Below are 17,881 nucleotides of genomic sequence, written 5' to 3' on the forward strand. Positions count from 1 at the left end.
TTCCTCGCCCCCGCCGCCCCTACCCGTCCCATCCCTGGGGGCTGCGCCCCCAGACCCCGCTTGTCGGCCCCGCTTGTCGACCCCGCTTGTCGGCCTGACAGCCTCGAAGGAGCGGAGGGTCCGGGGGCGCGGGGGCGACAAACGCCGGCGCACCCCGGACGCACTCGGACCCGCAGGCCGCCAACAGCCTGCGGGTCCGGGGTCGGACTAGCTCCGGTGCGAGGCCGGCGCCGGCGTCACGCCGCCTTCGGCGCGTTCACGTCCGACGGCAGAGCCTTCTGCGCGACCTCGACGAGCGCGGCGAACGCACCCGCGTCGTTGACCGCCAGCTCGGCCAGGATCTTGCGGTCGACCTCGACGTTCGCGGCCTTCAGACCCTGGATGAAGCGGTTGTACGTGATGCCGTTGGCGCGGGCAGCGGCGTTGATGCGCTGGATCCACAGCTGACGGAAGTCGCCCTTGCGCTTCTTGCGGTCGTTGTAGTTGTAGACCAGCGAGTGGGTGACCTGCTCCTTGGCCTTGCGGTACAGACGCGAACGCTGACCGCGGTAGCCGGAGGCCTGCTCGAGGATCGCCCGGCGCTTCTTGTGGGCGTTGACTGCCCGCTTGACGCGTGCCACTTGTTAACTCCTTGTAGCGGGGCCGCGGTGGTCGTCACACGGCCCGGAATCGATTGGGTCCCGGTCGGAGATCAGGTGCGCGGTGCGCACCCGACGTCACTTGCCGAGAAGCTTCTTGATCTTCTTGGCGTCGCCCGGGGCCATCTCGGCGTTGCCGGTGAGGCGACGCGTCACGCGGGACGACTTGTGCTCGAGCAGGTGGCGCTTGCCGGCGCGCTCACGGAGCACCTTGCCCGAGCCGGTGACCTTGAAGCGCTTGCTGGAACCGCTGTGCGACTTGTTCTTCGGCATAGCGCCGTTCTCTCCTCGTCATGGCGCTCCGGTGCCCGGTCGTGAAACCGGGCACGGTGGAACGTCCTGTCTATCGGTTGACATCCCTGGACTGTCGGCCCAGGGGATCCCCGGACTCGCGTCCGGGGGAATCACGCCTCGGCAGGCTCCTCGGCAGGCGCCTCCACATCGGAGGCGTTCTGCGAGCGGCCCGGGTTGGCCTTCGCTTCCGCCTTGCGGGCCGCCTGCGCCTCACGGGCCTCGGCCATCGCCTCGGTCTTCTTCTTGTGCGGACCGAGAACCATGATCATGTTCCGGCCGTCCTGCTTCGGGTTCGACTCGACGAAACCGAGGTCCTGGACGTCCTCCGCGAGACGCTGCAGCAGTCGGTAGCCCAGCTCGGGCCGGGACTGCTCGCGACCACGGAACATGATCGTGATCTTGACCTTGTCGCCCTGCTTGAGGAACCGGACGACGTGACCCTTCTTGGTGTCGTAGTCGTGCGGGTCGATCTTCGGCCGGAGCTTCATCTCCTTGATGACCGTGTGCGCCTGGTTCTTGCGCGCCTCACGGGCCTTCATGGCCGACTCGTACTTGAACTTCCCGTAGTCCATGAGCTTGCAGACGGGCGGACGGGCGTTCGCCGCGACCTCGACCAGGTCCAGGTCGTACTCCTGCGCAAGCTCCAGTGCCTTCGCGAGCGGCACGATGCCGACCTGCTCGCCACTGGGACCGACAAGTCGCACCTCGGGAACGCGAATCCGGTCGTTGATGCGGGGCTCGGCGCTGATGGATCCTCCTCGGTAGCACCCCACGACGGTCTGGCGGACCGCCGCGTAATGTCTGACTGACATAGGGACCAACCATCGCGGCGCATGAAAAATGCCCCGGACGGGACACAGGCGGGGCTCCAGGACTGCCGGAACACCGCCGCGGTGAACCGCGGGGCGCACTTCGGGCGACTCCACCGTCCGTACGGAACGGTGGTGGCCGCCTGACCGGTGACCCGCCGTCCGGGGGACGGTCGGGTGGGAGTTCGGAGCCTCCACTTGCGGGCCGGGCACATGTATGTCCAGCCGGTCGTCACCCAAGGTTAGCAGCTCGGGCCAGGAACAGCTAACCGAGGCCGACTGGGGGCAGGCCCCGTCCGAGACCTATCGTGTGGCACATGAGTGACACCTCCCCCTCGGGCTCTCCCGAGAACCCCGACTTCGACAGTATGACCCGCGACATCGCGGAGGTCCCGGCGGTCGAGGTGATCGTGACGGTCGCCGTCAACCTGATGAGCGCCGCCGCCGTGAAGCTCGGTCTCACCGAGGAGGGCGAGAAGCACAAGGACCTGGACGAGGCCCGCAAGCTGGTGCACGCCCTGGCCGGTCTCCTCGACGCGTCCGCGACCGAGATCAGCTCCTTCCACGCGGCCCCCCTGCGCGACGGCCTGAAGTCGCTCCAGCTGGCGTTCCGCGAGGCGTCCCTGGTCCCGGACGAGCCGGGCCAGGGTCCGGGTGAGAAGTACACGGGTCCGGTCTACGGCTAGTCCGCCGGCCGGGCCGGTCCGTCTGGCCCGTCGGTCCGGCTGTCCGACTGTCCGGCTGTCCGGCTGTCCGGCTGTCCGGCTGTCCGTCAGCGCACGTACAGGGGCTCGCCCGGTGGCGTGGACCCGGCCGGCAGCAGTGCCAGGTCGAGGCCGCGCACCAGGCGGGCCCGCAGCGTTTCGTCGGCGGCGAGGCGCCGCGCGACCGCCTGCGCCGCCTCGGCCGGGGGCGCGGACGGGTCCAGTACGAGGGCGAGCGTGCCGTCGGCCCGTCCGGGGCCGAGATGAGCGCTGAGGACGGCGGGCTCGGCGGCCACGGCGCCCCGTACCGCCTCGACGACCGCCGGGTCGGCGAGCGGGTCCGCCGTCGTCCGTCCCTCGGCGAGCGCGAGCAGCGCGGGCCCGGTCAGCTCGTACGGCACCGGCCCGGCCAGGTCGAGGACGATCGTGTCGGCCTTCTCGTGCGCGGCGGCCTGCAGCGCCTGGTGCAGGGGTACGGCGACCGGGCGTGCGCCGGGGTCCCAGCGGGCCAGCGCGTCGGTGGACGTGAAGGCGGGCAGGGCGGTGCGGTGGCCGGCCTTCAGGGTGGGCACGGCCATGTCGCTGGTCTTCTCACGGCGCAGGCCGTTCTCGTCCTCCTCCACCTCGCCGAGGACTGCCACGACGGGGACGAGCAGCCGGGCGCCCTCGAGGGCCTCCAGGACGGGGGCGACGGCGGTGCGGTCCTCGGCCCAGGCGGCGAGCGCGGCGCTCAGCCCGGGGTCGGCGGAGCCGTCGTCGTCGGAGAAGGCGGGGTCGGGAATGTTCTTGTTCGCCACGGTCGTCGACCCTATCGGGGGATGACTGCCGGGCCTTTCCGGGGCCGGAAACGCGTCGTTCATCTCCCTCACGGTTTTCTCAGCGTTCCCTGACACGTATCTAACATCCGGCTAACCCAGCGCACAGGCCGCGCCTCCAGCATCGCGGCATGCCTCCTCACAGAGCCCGTCGCCGCGCTCGCCCACCGCGGCGCCGCCCCGTCCTCTACGCCGTGCTGGCCGCCGCCGTCATCGTGAGCGGCACGACCGCCGCGACGGTCTTCGTGAAGGGCCGGGCGCACGGCGAGGAGACCGCCGTATCGTCGTCGGCGTCATCGTCCTCGCTCTCGGCATCCGCCTCGGCGAGCGCGGAAGAGGCCGTGGAGGAGGCTTCGTTGGAACCTGTGGCGGCGCCCGAGGCGGACTACGACGCGCTGCTCTCGGCCGCGCTGGAGGACCTCGCGGTCGAGGACGGCGCCGACGTGTCCGTGGCCGTGATGGACGTGGAGTCCGGGGAGAGCGCGGTGTACGGGAAGGCGCGGTTCGACACCGCGAGCATCGTGAAGGTCGACATCCTGGCGGCGCTGCTGCTCCAGGCCCAGGACGCGGACCGGCGGCTCACGGCGCAGGAGCGGTCGTACGCCACCGCGATGATCGAGAACAGCGACAACGCCTCCGCGACCACGCTGTGGAAGGCGATCGGCGGGGCGGCGGGCCTCGACGCCGCGAACGAGCGCTTCGGGCTCACCGACACCGAGGGCGGCGACGGACTGCTGTGGGGGCTGACCCAGACCACGGCGGCCGACCAGCTCACCCTGCTGCGGCAGGTGTTCGGGGACGACTCGGAGCTGAGCGGGGCCTCGCGAACGTACGTGCGCGAACTGATGGGACGGATCGCCGTGGGCCAGGACTGGGGCGTGTCGGCCGCTGGGTCCGAATCCGCCCTGAAGAACGGATGGTTGCCGCGCAGCACGACCGGGCTGTGGGACATCAACAGCATCGGGCGGGTCACCGTGGACGGGCACGACTACCTCGTCGCGGCGCTGTCGAACGGCAACACGACCAAGGCGAAGGGGGTTTCGCTGGTGGAGGCGGCCGCGCGGGCGGCGGTGTCCGTGTTCTCGGACGGGGACGGGGACGGGGATACCGGAGGCGAGGCCACCACGGCCGCAGCCGCGGCTGAGGCACGAGCGCTCCCTGAGGGGCCGCGGTCACGCCGGTGACTCCTCGTCAGACGGCGTACATCTCCTCGTCCTCGTCCTCCTCCAGCTCCTCCGGTCGTACGCGGCCCCGCCACAGCACCACCGCCGCGCCCAGCAGCAGCACGCCGAAGCCGCCCGCGACCGGGGCCGCCCAGCTGAAGGCGTCGTCGTCCTCGGCCGTGTCCGGGCCGCTCCCGAAGTACTTGCGGCCGTACGCCGCCGAGCGCAGCCCCTCGGGTTCGAGCCTGCCGCCCGCCTTGATCGCGGCCGCGGGGTCGACGAAACCGAAGCCGTGGGAGTCGTTGCGCCCGCCGGCGGGCGCGTCACGGGCGGTGTCCTCCAGGAGCTGCTTGACCTGAGCGGGGGTCAGGCCGGGGTGGGCCGCCCTGACGAGGGCGACCGCGCCGGAGACGAACGCGGCGGCGGCGCTCGTGCCCCAGCCCTCGTAGTACTCGCGGTCCGGGTCGGCGATGACGACGTCGTCGCCGGGGGCGCTGACGGTGGCGTACCAGCGGCGGGTGGAGAACGAGGCGCGGGTGCCGTACTCGTCGACGGCGGTGGCCGCGATGACGCCCGGATAGGCGGCCGGGTACGAGACGTGGTCGCCCTTCTCGCCGCCGTTGCCGGCCGAGGCGACGACGACGGCGCCCTTCTCGAGGGCGTACTGGACGGCGGCGTCCTCGGTGGGTTCGGGGTGGGCGGACTTGGAGTCGTCGCCCAGGGAGAGGTTGATGACGTCGGCGCCCCGGTCGGCGGCCCAGCGGATGCCGTCGGCGAGCGCGTTGCCGCGGGTGTTGCGGGCCTTGGAGCGGGCGGGGTCCTTGTCCTCCAGGATCACGCGGACGGGGAGGATCTTGGCGGCCGGGGCGATGCCCAGGACACCGTCGGCGCCTCGCGGACCGTGTCCGTGGCCGGCGATGATCCCGGCCATGGCGGTGCCGTGCCGCGCCCAGGTCTCGTCTCCCCGGCCGGCCCCGAAGCCGACCATGTCCTTGCCCTGCAGGACGTTGCCCACCAGGTCGGGATGCTGGTCGTCGACGCCCGTGTCGAGGACGGCGACGGTGATGCCCGCGCCCTTCGTGGTCTGCCAGGCCTCCCGGGTGTGCATGGCCTCCAGGGCCCACTGCTGGTCGCGGATGCTGTCCGCGTGGGCGGTGGCGGACGGGACGAGGGCGAGGGAGGCCGCCAGGGCGAGGCTCAGCGCGCCGGTTCCGCGGTGCGCCCCGGCCTTCCTGAGGGTCACGAGGGCTCGTCCCCGGCCGCGGAGACGGTTCTGCGGAAGCCGCGCTCGACGCGGTCCGCGAGGCCCTGTGCCTCGTGGCCGAGGCCGGACTGGGCGGGGGCGGTGGTGGCGCCGGACTTCATGGCCTCCTCGGCGGGCTGCGGCTCGGTGATGGTGCGGCCGTCGGCGAAGCCGGAGACGGCGTAGACGACGACGGGGGCGTCGGTGAGGACGGAGAGGGTCCAGGAGGCGCGCTCGTCGGCGCCGAACCGGGCCGCCACGGTGCCCTTCGCGGCGTACGGGAGGGGCATCAGGTCGGTACGCCGGTCGAGGCCGTCCTTCTCGAAGCGGGATTTCAGGGAGGCCATGGCGGCGGCGTCGCCGTTGGTGAACAGCAGGCCCACGGTGGTGACATGGCTGCGGGTCGCGTCGGTGTAGGTGGCGCGGAGCAGCCGCAGACAGCCGACCGATGAGAGGGCCTTACGCAGCAGCGGGTCGAAGGCGTCCCGGCAGCCGCTGTCGGGTGCCACGGCGATCCGCGTCCAGACCCGGTCGGCGCCACCCGGTCCGGCACCGTCACCCTCGATGGTGGGCGGGAACAGCTGGTCGACGGGCACGGTGTGCCACAGCTCCCCGGCCGCCGCGAAGCTGCCGCGGCGGCTCTCCTCGCCCGAGTCCCCGATCAGCCAACTCCCGGTCACCGCACCGCTGATGAGCCCGAGACCGAGAACGACACAGGCGGTGGCCGCCACGACCCGCTGACGGCCGGTCCGCGGGTGCGCGGCGGGATCGTACGTCTCGGGGTGGTACGTCTCGGGCTGCGCGAAGGTGACGTACGGGCGTCCGGGGTGTGTGCCGAGCGCCTGGTCGAGTGCGTCGATACTGCGCCGTGAGGGGCCCGACGGGGGTGCCCAGCCGACCGGTTCCTCGTCCCGGACGGGCCGCAGCCGGGTGGTCGGCTCGTTGTGGGGCTGCTCGGGCACGGCGGTGCGACGCGGTGCCCCTGCGGGCGGTGCGCTGGGTCTGGGCGGGATCCGGAGCGCGGCGTCGGCGGACTCGGTGCCCGGCGCCTTGGGCGCGTCCGCGCGGCGTGCGGGGCCCGGCCCCGCCGGGGGCGCGTCGGGGAACCGCGCGGAGGCCGCGGGCGGAGGCGGGATGAAGGCTACTGCGTCCTGTCTGCCCTGCCCGGCCTGCCCGCCCTGGCCGGCGGCCCTGCGGAAGTCGGCGAAGCGCGGGTGCTGCGAGCCCGGGTCCGGCGTCATGGGTTCGGTCCCGGTGCGGCGGCCGGGCGCCGGCGCGTCCGGGGCGGTGGTGCCCCGGGGGGCGCCTGTGCCGGAGGCGGTGGCCCCCCGGGGAGGCCGCGCGGCGTCCCCGGGACTCCCGGAGCCGGTGGCCCGCGCGGTGCGCGGCGACGCGTCCGGGGCACCGCCCCGCGAGGGTGCCGGACCGCCGGCGGTGGCTGAGCCCCACGAGGCCCTGGGTGCGGTCGCCGGACCGGGCGCTCCCGGAGACGTCCGCGCCGGTCCCGCCGGACGTACCGGTGGCGCCCCGGCCGCGGGGGCCGCCCCGGCCCTCGGCGACTGCTGCGGGAGCGGTGGCGGCGGTGTCGCGGGGGTGCGCCCCGGTGAGGGCGCCGCCCGATCGGGCCGCGGGGGCTGAGACGGCGGCGCTTCGTCCCGCTGCTCGTTGCGGGTGGCGGAGGACGGAACCGGGCCGGCCGGGGCGGATCCGCGCGGAGGCGTGGTCGGCCGCGGCGGGGTCGTGGGGCGTGGGGGTATGGAGGCGCGACGCGCTTCCGTGCTCATGCACCCCCCGTTTCCTCGTGCCCGGATCCCTCGGAGGCCTCCGGGTGTCCGACCGCCCGTGGGGAGCGGTCATCCGTCCGGGAACCACCTGTCCGGGTGTCCGCACGGGCATCCGTACCCGAAGCGGAGCGTGGCCATCCCCGGTCGAGGTCGTCCCCTGCGCTCGCGTCACTCTACGGGTTGACGCGCGTCGAGAGGGAACCGGTCCCGCACGCCCGGGGCATCTGCCCGGATCGTCCCCCTACCCTGCGGTAATCGAGTCTGGCAGGCTGCGTTCATGACTGCCCGTGCCGCTGACCGTGCCCGCTACGACCGGGCCACCGCCCACCTCGACGCCCCTCTCGCGATCGTCGACCTGGACGCCTTCGACGCGAACGCCGACGATCTGGTCCGCAGGGCCGGTGGCAAGCCGATCCGTGTGGCCAGCAAGTCCGTCCGCTGCCGCGCCCTCCTCGAACGCGTCCTGGCGCGCGAGGGTTTCGCGGGCATCATGTCCTTCACCCTCGCCGAGTCCCTGTGGCTCGCCCGCTCCGGCTTCGACGACGTCCTGCTCGCGTACCCGTCGGCGGACCGCGCGGCCTACGCCGAGCTGGCGGGCGACCCCAAGCTCGCCGCCGCCGTCACGGTGATGATCGACGACCCCGCCCAGCTCCAGCTCATCGACAACGCCCGCCAGGGCGGTACCGAGGTCGTACGCGTCTGTCTGGAGCTGGACACGTCCCTGAAGCTGCTGGGCGGGCGCGTACGCGTCGGAGCCCGGCGCTCCCCGCTCCACTCCCCCGCCCAGGTCGCCGAGTTGGCCCGTACCGTCGTCCGGCGGCCCGGGTTCCAGCTGGTCGGGATCATGGCGTACGAGGGGCACATCGCCGGTGTCGGCGACTCCCTCGCCGGGCGTCCGTTCCGCTCCCGGGCCGTCCGGCTGATGCAGACCGCCGCGAAGAAGGAGCTCGCCGAGCGGCGCGCCGAGGTCGTGCGGGCGGTGCGGGCCGTGGCGCCCGGCCTGGAGTTCGTCAACGGCGGCGGCACGGGCAGCGTCCAGCACACCGCCGCCGAGGACGCGGTCACCGAGATCGGGGCCGGGTCGGGGCTGTACGTCCCGCGTCTCTTCGACAACTACACCTCGTTCACCGGGCGTCCGGCCGCGCTCTTCGCGCAGCCCGTCGTCCGCCGTCCGGGCGTCGGCGTCGTCACCGTCCTGGGCGGCGGTTATCCCGCCTCGGGCGCCGCGGGCCGTGACCGGCTGCCCGTGCCGTATCTGCCGGAGGGGCTCGGGTACGACCCCCAGGAGGGCGCCGGCGAGGTGCAGACACCGCTGCTGGGCGCGCCCGCGGACGACCTGCTGATCGGCGACAAGGTGTGGTTCCGGCACGCCAAGGCCGGTGAACTGTGCGAGCGGTTCGACGTGCTGCATCTCGTCGAGGGCGACGAGGTGACGGCGACCGTGCCGACGTACCGCGGGGAAGGGCACACGTTCCTGTAGGTCACCTCAGGGCTCACGAGGGTCCGATGCTGCTGCCCACTCCCCCGCCGGTGTCGGCGTCGTCCACCGGCCTGATCCCCTTGGTGATCCTGTCCATGTCGCCGAGGGGCGGCCCGTCGGCGCCCGCGTCGAAGGCGAAGCGGACGATGACCGGTGACTCGGAGCCGGTGCTGGAGGGGAAGGCCAGCGACTGGACGTAGCCCCCGGGCCCGGCCTCGGTCGTGACGCGCCAGCGCACGAAGTACCCGGTGCGGCCCGCGACGGCGACCGGGCCCGACTTCACGAGTTCGTGCGCGGTGATGCCGTTGTACGGGCGCCGGTCGAGCTGGTCGCGGTCGTAGGCGTCGTTCGCGGCGTCCTCGATGTCGTCCTTGGCCAGGGCCTCCGGGGAGGTCTCGTCGCTGCCCGTGACCGTGCGCGAGACGACCCGGCCGTGGCGGCAGATCCCGTCGATGCCGGGGCAGTCGTACGTGCCCGGGGTGACCAGGACGACGTCCTCCTCGGCGACGTTGTCGGCCCGGGCCCAGCCGTCGAGGAGCGGGAAGGTGATGCCGTTGAGGTCGTCCACGACCACGGCCGGGTCGTCGGCGGACGGTTCGGAGGTGGACTCCGAGGGTGATGGACCGTCGCTCCCGGGGGCCGTGGTGCGGGCCGGCGTCGGGGAGGTCCTCGTCTCCTGGCTCGCGCCGTCGTTTCCGCGGAGCACGAAGGCTCCGGTGACGATCGCGGCGGTCAGGACGGCGCCGGCCGCGGTGATCGCCACGGCCCTGCCCCGACGGCCCGAGCCCCTGGCAGGGGGCTGTGGCCGCGCCAGGGGCTGCTGGGGTACCTCGGGTTGGCGCCGGTGGTCGGTCCACCGCGTTCCGTCCCACCACCGTTCGGTGAGCGGGTACGACGGGTCGCGGTACCAGCCGGGCGGGGGCGTGCTGCTCATTCCGGCACTCTAATCACACGGGCCGTCCCGCTGTCCCGGAAGCGCTCGGACGCGGGCTTCCTACAGCGGCGTGACGTACGCGCCCGAAATGCCGCCGTCCACCAGGAAGTCGGTGGCGTTCACGAACGACGAGTCGTCGCTGGCGAGGAACGCGACCGCGGCCGCGATCTCCGTGGCCTCCGCGAACCGCCCGAGCGGGATGTGCACCAGCCGGCGCGCGGCCCGCTCCGGGTCCTTGGCGAACAGCTCCTGGAGGAGCGGGGTGTTGACCGGCCCCGGGCACAGCGCGTTCACGCGGATGCCCTCCCTCGCGAACTGCACGCCCAGCTCGCGGGACATGGCCAGCACACCGCCCTTGGAGGCCGTGTACGAGATCTGCGAGGTCGCCGCGCCCATCCGGGCCACGAACGACGCGGTGTTGATGATCGAGCCCCTGCCCTGCCGCCGCATGTAGGGGATGGCCGCCTTGCAGCACAGGTACACCGAGGTGAGGTTGACCTCCTGGACCCGCTTCCAGGCCTCCAGGCCGGTCTCCAGGATGGAGTCGTCGTCGGGCGGTGAGATGCCCGCGTTGTTGAAGGCGATGTCGACGCTGCCGTAGGTGTCGTACGCGGTCCTGAACAGCCCCTCGACCTGCTCGGGGTCGGTGACGTCGACCTTCACGAAGATCCCGCCGGCCTCCTCGGCGACGGCCTTGCCGCGTGTCTCGTCGACGTCGCCGCAGACCACGTGGGCCCCTTCGGAGGCGAGCCGGCGCGCGGTGGCGAGACCGATGCCGCTGCCGGCCCCGGTGATGACGGCGGTACGCCCGACGAGGCGGCGGCAGATGCTTTCCTCGGTGGTGTCGGTGGTGTCGGTGGTGTCGCTCATGAGCGGCTCAGGCCTCCGTGCTGATGAAGACGTTTTTGGTTTCGGTGAAGGCGGTGAGCGCGTCCGGGCCGAGCTCGCGGCCGATGCCCGACTGCTTGAAGCCGCCGAAGGGCGTCCAGTAGCGGACGCTGGAGTGGGAGTTGACGGACAGGTTGCCCGCGCGGACGGCCTGCGAGACGCGCAGCGCCCGGCCGACGTCCCGGGTCCAGATGGAACCCGAGAGGCCGTACGGGGTGTCGTTGGCGAGCCGGATCGCGTCCGCCTCGTCCTCGAAGGGCAGGACCACGGCCACCGGCCCGAAGACCTCCTCGGCCGCCACGCGCGCGTGGGGCTCGACTCCGGTCAGGACGGTGGGCGGGAACCAGAAGCCGGGGCCTTCGGGCGCCTTGCCGCGGATGCCGGGCGCGTCCGGGTCGACGTACGAACGGACGCGGTCCAGCTGGACCTTGGAGATCAGCGGGCCCATCTGTGTGTTCTCGTCCGCCGGGTCGCCGACGAGGACGGACTCGATCGCGGGCGCGAGGAGGTCGAGGAAGCGGTCGTACGCGGAGCGCTGGACGAGGATGCGGGTGCGGGCGCAGCAGTCCTGGCCGGAGTTGTCGAGGAACGACATGGGGGTGGCGGCCACGGCGGCCTCGAGGTCGGAGTCGGCGAAGACGATGTTGGGGCTCTTGCCGCCGAGTTCGAGGGTGACGCGCTTGAGCAGGGCCGAGCCCTTCGCCAGCACCTGTGTGCCCACGGCCGTGGACCCGGTGAACACGATCTTCGCGACGCCCGGGTGCTCGACGAGGGCGTTGCCCGCGACGGGGCCGTGACCGGGCAGCACCTGGAACAGGCCCTCGGGCAGGCCTGCCTCCAGGGCCAGTTCGGCGAGGCGGAGCGCGGTGAGCGGGGTCGTCTCGGCGGGCTTGAGGAGCACCGCGTTGCCGGCCGCGAGCGCGGGGGCGGTGCCCCAGGCCGCGATGGGCATCGGGAAGTTCCAGGGCGCGATCACGCCCACCACGCCGAGGGGTTCGTGGAACGTGACGTCGAGGCCGCCGGCCACCGGGATCTGACGGCCGGTGAGCCGTTCGACGCCTCCGGCCGCGTAGTCGAGCAGGTCCCGGACGTTGCCGGCCTCCCAGCGGGCGTTGCCGACGGTGTGACCGGCCTCGCGGACCTCCAGCCGGGCCAGTTCCTCGATGTGCCCGTCCACGGTCGTGGCGAAGCGGCGCAGGAGCCGGGCGCGGTCGCCGGGCGCGAGGGCGGCCCACCGGGTCTGGGCACGGCCGGCCCGTACGACCGCCGCGTCCACGTCCTCGGCCGTGGCGGCCGGGACGGTGGCGACGACCTCCTCGGTGGCCGGGTTGAGTACCTGGAGCTCGTGCACGTCATGACCCTCGTACTGCTCGGACAAGAAAGGACCTCTCACATGCGTTCGAAGGAGCGGCGCAGCTCCCAGTCGGTCACCGCGGCGTCGAAGGCCTCCAGCTCGACGCGCGCCATGTTGCGGTAGTGCGCGACCACCTCGTCCCCGAAGGCCGCCTTGGCGATGGGGCTGTTCTCCCAGAGCTCGGCGGCCTCGCGCAGGGTGGTGGGCACGTGCGCGTACTCGGCGGTGTACGCGTTCCCCGGACACGCCTCGGGCAGCTCCAGCTTCTGCTCGATGCCGTACAGCCCGGCCGCGACCAGGCCCGCGACGGCGAGGTGCGGGTTGACGTCACCCCCGGGCAGCCGGTTCTCGAACCGCATCGAGCGCCCGTGGCCGACGACCCGGAGCGCGCACGTCCGGTTGTCGTGGCCCCAGGCGACGGCGGTCGGTGCGAACGAGCCCGGCTGGAACCGCTTGTAGGAGTTGATGTTGGGCGCGTACAGCAGCGAGAAGTCGCGGAGGGCGGCGAGCTGCCCGGCGAGGAAGTGCCGCATGACGGGCGACATGCCGCCGGGGTGGTCCTGGGAGCCGGCCATGGCGTTGGTCCCGTCCGCGTCCGCCAGCGACAGGTGGATGTGGCAGGAGTTGCCCTCGCGCTCGTTGTACTTGGCCATGAAGGTGAGCGACACGCCCTCCTGGGCGGCGATCTCCTTGGCGCCGGTCTTGTAGATCGCGTGCTGGTCGCAGGTGACGAGGGCCTCGTCGTACTTGAAGGCGATCTCGTGCTGGCCGGGGTTGCACTCGCCCTTGGCGGACTCGACGGTCAGGCCGGCCCCCGCCATCTCGTTCCTTATCCGGCGGAGCAGGGGCTCGATACGGCCCGTCCCGAGCACCGAGTAGTCGATGTTGTACTGGTTGGCCGGGGTGAGCCCGCTGTAGCCCGCGTCCCAGGCCTGCTCGTAGGTGTCCTTGAAGACGATGAACTCCAGCTCCGTGCCGACCTGGGCGGTGTAGCCGAGCTCGGCGAGCCGGTCGAGCTGGCGGCGCAGGATCTGGCGGGGCGCGGCGACGACCGGTGAGCCGTCGTTCCAGGCGAGGTCGGCGATCAGCATCGCCGTACCCTCGTTCCAGGGCACCCGGCGCAGTGTGCTCAGGTCCGGGTGCATGGCGAAGTCGCCGTAGCCCCGGTCCCAGGAGGACATCTCGTATCCGTCGACGGTGTTCATCTCGGTGTCGACGGCGAGCAGGTAGTTGCAGCCTTCCGTCCCGTGCTGGAGCACCTCGTCGAGGAAGAAGCGCGCGGCGAACCGCTTTCCCTGGAGACGCCCTTGCATGTCGGGGAAGGCCAGGACGACAGTGTCGATCTCGCCGCCCGCGACGAGGGCGTGCAGCTCCTCGACACCGAGCGGGGGTGTGCGGTCTGCCACGGGAGGGCCTCCTTGGGAGGGCTGCTTCGGCCAGCCGGGAGCCATAAGGTATTACTCGCGACCATTACTTGGGAAGGGGGTGCGGCCACATGTCGCAGGCGGGAACGGAGCACGGGACGACCGGGGCCGGCGACCGGCTGGCGTCCGTGTTGCGGCCGGTGCGGGCGGGCAACGGCTTCGAGGAGGCCCTGGAGCAGATCCTCCAGGTCGTACGGCTCGGCCTGGTGCCGGGCGGCGAGCGGTTGCCGTCGGAGCGGGAGCTGGCCGAGCGGCTCGGGATCAGCCGGGTGACGCTGCGCGAGGCCCTCAAGGTCCTGCAGGACCAGGGCCTGGTCGAGTCGCGGCGCGGGCGGTACGGCGGGACGTTCGTGCTGCCCCGCACCGGCACCCCCGGCGAGGACGAGCTGCGCCGCCGTCTGGAGGACGTCGACGTCGAGGACACGCTGCGCTTCCGCGAGGTGCTCGAGGTGGGCGCGGCCGGGCTGTGCGCGGCGCACGGCCTCGACGACGAGCAGGCCGGGCGGCTCCGCGAGGCGCTGGCCCGCACGCACGACGCGCCGCTCGACGAGTACCGCCGGCTGGACACGCTGCTGCACCTCACCCTCGCCGAACTGTCCGGCTCCCCCACGCTCACCGCGCAGTACGCGGCCGTCCGCGCGACCGTCAACGACCTGCTCGACTGCATCCCGCTGCTGGTGCGGAACCTTGAGCACTCGCAGCGGCAGCACACCGCCCTGGTGGAGGCCGTGCTGGAGGGGGACGCCGACGGGGCGCGGGAGATCATGCGCGAGCACTGCGCGGGTACGGCGGCCCTGTTGCGCGGCTTTCTGGGCTGAGCCGGCGGCACCGGCCGGGACGCGAGACTCGGGACGCGAGACTCGGGGTGCATGGCTCGTCTCGGGACAGCCGGCTCGGGACGCGGCGCTCGGGACGCGCGGCTCGCGGATTTACGGACGGTTAACGCACGGGTATTGCATTCCTGCCACCACCCCGGCAAAGGTATGGCTCCATTCCATTGGTCCGGGGACCGGTCCCCCCACCGTGCCCGGAGGAATCCGCATCCGCCGCCCCGTGGGGAGTCGTGCCATGTCCCTGGAATCCACGAACACGCGCACCGCCGAAGAGGCGGACGACTATCTGGAGCGCCGAGCACTGCGCCGAGGCAGTGCCGGCTGGGTCCTGCTCACCGGCCTCGGCGTCGCCTACGTCGTCTCCGGTGACTACTCCGGCTGGAACTTCGGCCTGGCGGAGGGCGGCTTCGGCGGCCTGGCGATCGCCATGGTCCTCATGGGCCTGATGTACGCCTGTATGGTCTTCGCGCTCGCCGAGCTGTCCTCGGTCCTGCCCACCGCGGGCGGCGGCTACGGCTTCGCGCGCAGGGCGCTCGGCCCGTGGGGCGGCTTCCTGACCGGTACGGCGATCCTCATCGAGTACGTCCTCGCACCCGCCGCCATCGTCATCTTCATCGGGGACTACGTCGAGTCGCTGGGTCTGTTCGGCCTGGAGTCCGGCTGGCCGATGTACCTGGTCTGTTTCGCGATCTTCCTCGGCATCCACCTGTGGGGCGTGGGCGAGGCGCTGCTCTTCAGCTTCGTCGTCACCGGTATCGCGGTCGCCGCCCTGGTCGTGTTCGCCCTGGGCGCGCTGCCCGGTTTCGACGCCTCGTCGCTCGACGACATACCGGTCGACTCGTCCGCCCTCGGCGCGAGCTCCTGGCTGCCCATGGGCCTGCTCGGCATCTGGGCGGCGTTCCCGTTCGGCATGTGGTTCTTCCTGGGCGTCGAGGGTGTGCCGCTCGCCGCCGAGGAGACCAGGGAGCCGGCCCGTACGCTGCCGAAGGCGATCCGCTGGTCGATGGGCATCCTCGTGGTCCTGGCCGTGGTCACCTTCTTCGCCGCCGCCGGGGCGCGCGGCTCGGCCGCCATCCAGGCGGCTGGCAACCCGCTGGTCGAGGCGCTCCAGCCGGACGGCAAGGCCACAGTGCTGAGCAGGGTCGTGAACTACGCGGGCCTGGCGGGTCTGGTGGCCTCGTTCTTCTCGCTGATCTACGCGGGCTCGCGCCAGTTGTTCGCCCTGTCCCGGGCGGGCTATCTGCCCCGCTTCCTCTCCCTCACCAGCCGCCGCAAGGCCCCGTACCTGGGCCTGCTGGTCCCGGGCACGATCGGGTTCGCGCTCGCGGCGGGCACGGGTGACGGTATGCGTCTGCTGAACATCGCCGTCTTCGGCGCCACGATCAGCTACGCGCTGATGTCCCTGTCGCACATCGTCCTGCGGCGCCGCGAACCGGGCCTGGAGCGGCCGTACCGGACGCCGGGCGGCATCGTGACGTCCTCCGTCGCCCTGGTCCTCGCCTGCGCGGCGCTGGTGGCCACGTTCCTGGTGGACGTGACGGCGGCGTTCATCGCGCTCGCGGTGTACGTGGTCGCGGTGGCGTACTTCGGGCTGTACAGCCGCAAGCACCTCGTGGCGAAGGCGCCGGAGGAGGAGTTCGCGGCGCTGGCGGCGGCCGAGGCAGAGTTGGCACGGGACTGAATCGTCCTGGGACGGCACCCGTTCCCGGGGCGGACCGTCCTGGGACGGCACCGTCCCCGGGGCGATCCCGTCCTGGGACGACACCCGTTCCCGGGGCCCGGCCGTTCCGGGCCCCGACCAGTTCGCCGCGAAGGAGCAACAGGTGACCAGGCCGCTGATCGGTGTGAGTACGTATCTGGAGTCCGGCGCCCGCTGGGGTGTCTGGGAACTGGAGGCCGCGCTGCTGCCGGTCGGCTACCCGCGGCTCGTCCAGGCGGCGGGCGGGCTCGCCGCGATGCTGCCACCGGACGACCCGTCGTACGCCGCCGAGACCGTCGCCCGTCTCGACGGACTGGTGATCGCGGGCGGCCCCGACGTCGACCCCGCCCGCTACGGCGCCGAGCGCTCTCCGCGCACCGGCCCGCCCACGCCCGAGCGCGACGCGTGGGAACTGGCTCTGATCCGGGCCGCGCTCGCGGCCGGAATCCCGCTCCTGGGCATCTGCCGCGGTATGCAGCTCCTCAACGTGGCCCTCGGCGGCACGCTGGTCCAGCACCTCGACGGCCATGTCACTCAGGCGGGCGTCTTCGGCCGCCACTCGGTGAAGCCCGTGCCCGGCTCCCGGTACGCGGACATCGCGCCCGAGGAAACCTCCGTACCCACGTACCACCACCAGGCGGTGGACCGTCTCGGCGAGGGACTCGTCGCCTCGGCGCACGCGGCGGACGGGACCGTGGAGGCGGTCGAACTCCCCGGCGCCGCCTGGGTGCTGGGGGTCCAGTGGCACCCGGAGATGGGCGAGGACACGCGAGTGATGCGCGCCCTCACCCGGGCGGCTTCCCAGGTCGCTTCCGGAGCCGTTTCCTGAGCACTCCACGAGCCGCTTCCCGAGCACGCCACGAGCTACTCTGCGAGCCGTTTCCTCAGCCACTCCAGGGCGGCCTCGCCCTGGGCGCGCTGGAAGGGACGCAGGGTGGGGATGCCGGGCGGTGGGAGCTGCCGGGAGCACCGGATCATGAACCCGGCGAAGGCCGCCAGAGTCGCGGTGACCCCGTCCGGGTCGGCGTCGCGCCCCAGCGGATGCCGGGTGAACAGTTCCTCCGGATCGGGCCCGCCCTGCGCCCGTACGCACGGCAGCATCAGCAGCAGGTCGAACCAGGGCGCCGCCTCCTGGCGGGCGTGGGGCCAGTCGACGAAGACGACCTGCCCGTCGTCGGTGAGCAGCACGTTGTCGGCGCGCAGGTCGCAGTGGGCGAGGGTGTCTCCGGCGGCGAAGCCCGCCCAGGGGGCCGCGACCTCGGCGAGGCGGGCCATATGGCTGACCGTCCACGGATCGAGCCCCTCCCCGTCGTCCCCCTCGTCGATCATCCGCTGCCATCCCGCGAAGTCCTCGGCGAGTGACTCGACGAGGGGCGGGACCTCGACGGGTGCCGGTGTGAGCGTGCGGCTCAGCTCGCCCACGGCGTCGAGTACGCGCGTCAGCTCGTCCTCCCGCCAAGGAATCCGGGGCTGCCGCCCCTCCACGTCCTCGAACACGAGGGCGACCCAGGTGCCGTCGTCGTACGAGCCGAGCAGCCGGGGTGCGGGGACGTCGACCGGGAGCGAGGCGGCGTTGCGTGCCTCCTCCCGGTGCATGCCCGGGCTGACCGGGTTGACGTCGGCGCTCACGGCCTTCACGAAGCCGCGCCGTCCTGCGTCGGTGACGACCCTGGCGGCCACGCCGGGTGAGAACCCGCCCACCTGGGTGACCGCGTGCGCGACGGGCGCACCCAGCATGTCCGCGACGGCGGCGTGGACGGTGCCGGGCAGGGCTTCCCAGGGTGAGCGGACGCCTGCGGCGGGCGGGGCGGGGTAGGTC

General features: G+C 72.7%; 19 protein-coding genes. 8 read left to right on the forward strand and 11 right to left on the reverse strand.

The window, feature by feature from the left end; translation table 11 throughout:
- Positions 1-236: 236 nt before the first annotated feature.
- The 3 genes from rplT to infC form a co-directional block, all read right to left on the reverse strand.
- The gene (rplT, locus tag FNH04_RS22010; protein ID WP_004002577.1) at positions 237-620 is read right to left on the reverse strand and encodes a 50S ribosomal protein L20; all 384 of its coding nucleotides are present in this window, start codon (positions 618-620) and stop codon (positions 237-239) included.
- A gap of 96 nt (positions 621-716) precedes the next feature.
- Entirely contained in the window at positions 717-911 is a 195-nt protein-coding gene (rpmI, locus tag FNH04_RS22015; protein WP_003989075.1) for a 50S ribosomal protein L35, read from the reverse strand.
- A gap of 131 nt (positions 912-1,042) precedes the next feature.
- A complete protein-coding gene (infC, locus tag FNH04_RS22020; RefSeq protein ID WP_152786851.1) occupies positions 1,043-1,744 on the reverse strand; it encodes a translation initiation factor IF-3 in 702 nt (233 codons plus the stop codon).
- Between the two features lie 21 nt (positions 1,745-1,765).
- On the opposite strand from infC, the gene FNH04_RS48685 reads away from it, so the two are divergent.
- Positions 1,766-1,888, forward strand: coding sequence for a hypothetical protein (locus FNH04_RS48685; protein ID WP_265580061.1), 123 nt, complete (start codon positions 1,766-1,768; stop codon positions 1,886-1,888).
- Between the two features lie 170 nt (positions 1,889-2,058).
- Positions 2,059-2,427: a DUF1844 domain-containing protein gene (locus FNH04_RS22025; protein WP_152786852.1), complete on the forward strand. Its 369-nt coding sequence runs from the start codon at positions 2,059-2,061 to the stop codon at positions 2,425-2,427.
- A gap of 86 nt (positions 2,428-2,513) precedes the next feature.
- Here FNH04_RS22025 and FNH04_RS22030 read toward each other — a convergent pair whose 3' ends face one another.
- A complete protein-coding gene (locus FNH04_RS22030; RefSeq protein ID WP_322723506.1) occupies positions 2,514-3,242 on the reverse strand; it encodes an SseB family protein in 729 nt (242 codons plus the stop codon).
- A 149-nt stretch (positions 3,243-3,391) separates the two neighbouring features.
- On the opposite strand from FNH04_RS22030, the gene FNH04_RS22035 reads away from it, so the two are divergent.
- Entirely contained in the window at positions 3,392-4,444 is a 1,053-nt protein-coding gene (locus FNH04_RS22035; RefSeq protein WP_152786856.1) for a serine hydrolase, read from the forward strand.
- A 7-nt stretch (positions 4,445-4,451) separates the two neighbouring features.
- Here FNH04_RS22035 and mycP read toward each other — a convergent pair whose 3' ends face one another.
- Positions 4,452-5,666: a type VII secretion-associated serine protease mycosin gene (mycP, locus tag FNH04_RS22040; RefSeq protein ID WP_322723508.1), complete on the reverse strand. Its 1,215-nt coding sequence runs from the start codon at positions 5,664-5,666 to the stop codon at positions 4,452-4,454.
- A complete protein-coding gene (locus FNH04_RS47815; protein WP_228031555.1) occupies positions 5,663-6,907 on the reverse strand; it encodes a hypothetical protein in 1,245 nt (414 codons plus the stop codon). The genes mycP and FNH04_RS47815 overlap by 4 nt, the downstream gene beginning before the upstream one ends.
- Positions 6,908-7,100: 193 nt before the next feature.
- Here FNH04_RS47815 and FNH04_RS22050 point away from each other — a divergent pair, with 193 nt between their 5' ends.
- Positions 7,101-7,304, forward strand: coding sequence for a hypothetical protein (locus FNH04_RS22050; protein WP_152786858.1), 204 nt, complete (start codon positions 7,101-7,103; stop codon positions 7,302-7,304).
- A gap of 423 nt (positions 7,305-7,727) precedes the next feature.
- Positions 7,728-8,930 (forward strand): amino acid deaminase/aldolase, encoded by a 1,203-nt coding sequence (locus FNH04_RS22055; RefSeq protein ID WP_152786861.1) that lies wholly within the window; start codon positions 7,728-7,730, stop codon positions 8,928-8,930.
- 13 nt (positions 8,931-8,943) lie between these two features.
- Here FNH04_RS22055 and FNH04_RS22060 read toward each other — a convergent pair whose 3' ends face one another.
- The 4 genes from FNH04_RS22060 to FNH04_RS22075 are packed head-to-tail and all read right to left on the reverse strand — an operon-like array spanning position 8,944 to position 13,512.
- The gene (locus FNH04_RS22060) at positions 8,944-9,864 is read right to left on the reverse strand and encodes a DUF2510 domain-containing protein (RefSeq protein ID WP_152786863.1); all 921 of its coding nucleotides are present in this window, start codon (positions 9,862-9,864) and stop codon (positions 8,944-8,946) included.
- A gap of 60 nt (positions 9,865-9,924) precedes the next feature.
- Positions 9,925-10,734 carry a 3-oxoacyl-ACP reductase gene (locus tag FNH04_RS22065; RefSeq protein WP_152786865.1) on the reverse strand — a complete coding sequence of 270 codons (810 nt, stop codon included), beginning with the start codon at positions 10,732-10,734 and terminating at the stop codon, positions 9,925-9,927.
- A 7-nt stretch (positions 10,735-10,741) separates the two neighbouring features.
- Entirely contained in the window at positions 10,742-12,130 is a 1,389-nt protein-coding gene (locus tag FNH04_RS22070; protein WP_152786867.1) for an aldehyde dehydrogenase family protein, read from the reverse strand.
- An 11-nt stretch (positions 12,131-12,141) separates the two neighbouring features.
- Positions 12,142-13,512, reverse strand: coding sequence for a glutamine synthetase family protein (locus FNH04_RS22075; protein WP_322723510.1), 1,371 nt, complete (start codon positions 13,510-13,512; stop codon positions 12,142-12,144).
- 89 nt (positions 13,513-13,601) lie between these two features.
- Here FNH04_RS22075 and FNH04_RS22080 point away from each other — a divergent pair, with 89 nt between their 5' ends.
- The 3 genes from FNH04_RS22080 to FNH04_RS22090 all read left to right on the forward strand — a co-directional run bounded on the left by FNH04_RS22080 (position 13,602) and on the right by FNH04_RS22090 (position 16,891).
- Positions 13,602-14,348: a FadR/GntR family transcriptional regulator gene (locus FNH04_RS22080; protein ID WP_152786871.1), complete on the forward strand. Its 747-nt coding sequence runs from the start codon at positions 13,602-13,604 to the stop codon at positions 14,346-14,348.
- A 250-nt stretch (positions 14,349-14,598) separates the two neighbouring features.
- Positions 14,599-16,044 (forward strand): ethanolamine permease, encoded by a 1,446-nt coding sequence (eat, locus tag FNH04_RS22085; protein ID WP_152786873.1) that lies wholly within the window; start codon positions 14,599-14,601, stop codon positions 16,042-16,044.
- Between the two features lie 142 nt (positions 16,045-16,186).
- Positions 16,187-16,891, forward strand: coding sequence for a gamma-glutamyl-gamma-aminobutyrate hydrolase family protein (locus FNH04_RS22090; RefSeq protein WP_322723512.1), 705 nt, complete (start codon positions 16,187-16,189; stop codon positions 16,889-16,891).
- A 35-nt stretch (positions 16,892-16,926) separates the two neighbouring features.
- On the opposite strand, the gene FNH04_RS22095 is transcribed toward FNH04_RS22090, so the two are convergent.
- Positions 16,927-17,881, reverse strand: a 955-nt coding sequence (locus tag FNH04_RS22095) for a phosphotransferase (RefSeq protein ID WP_228031556.1), incomplete at its 5' end; no start/stop codon positions are given.

The sequence above is a fragment of the Streptomyces phyllanthi genome, from assembly GCF_009377205.1.
GTDB lineage: Bacteria > Actinomycetota > Actinomycetes > Streptomycetales > Streptomycetaceae > Streptomyces > Streptomyces phyllanthi.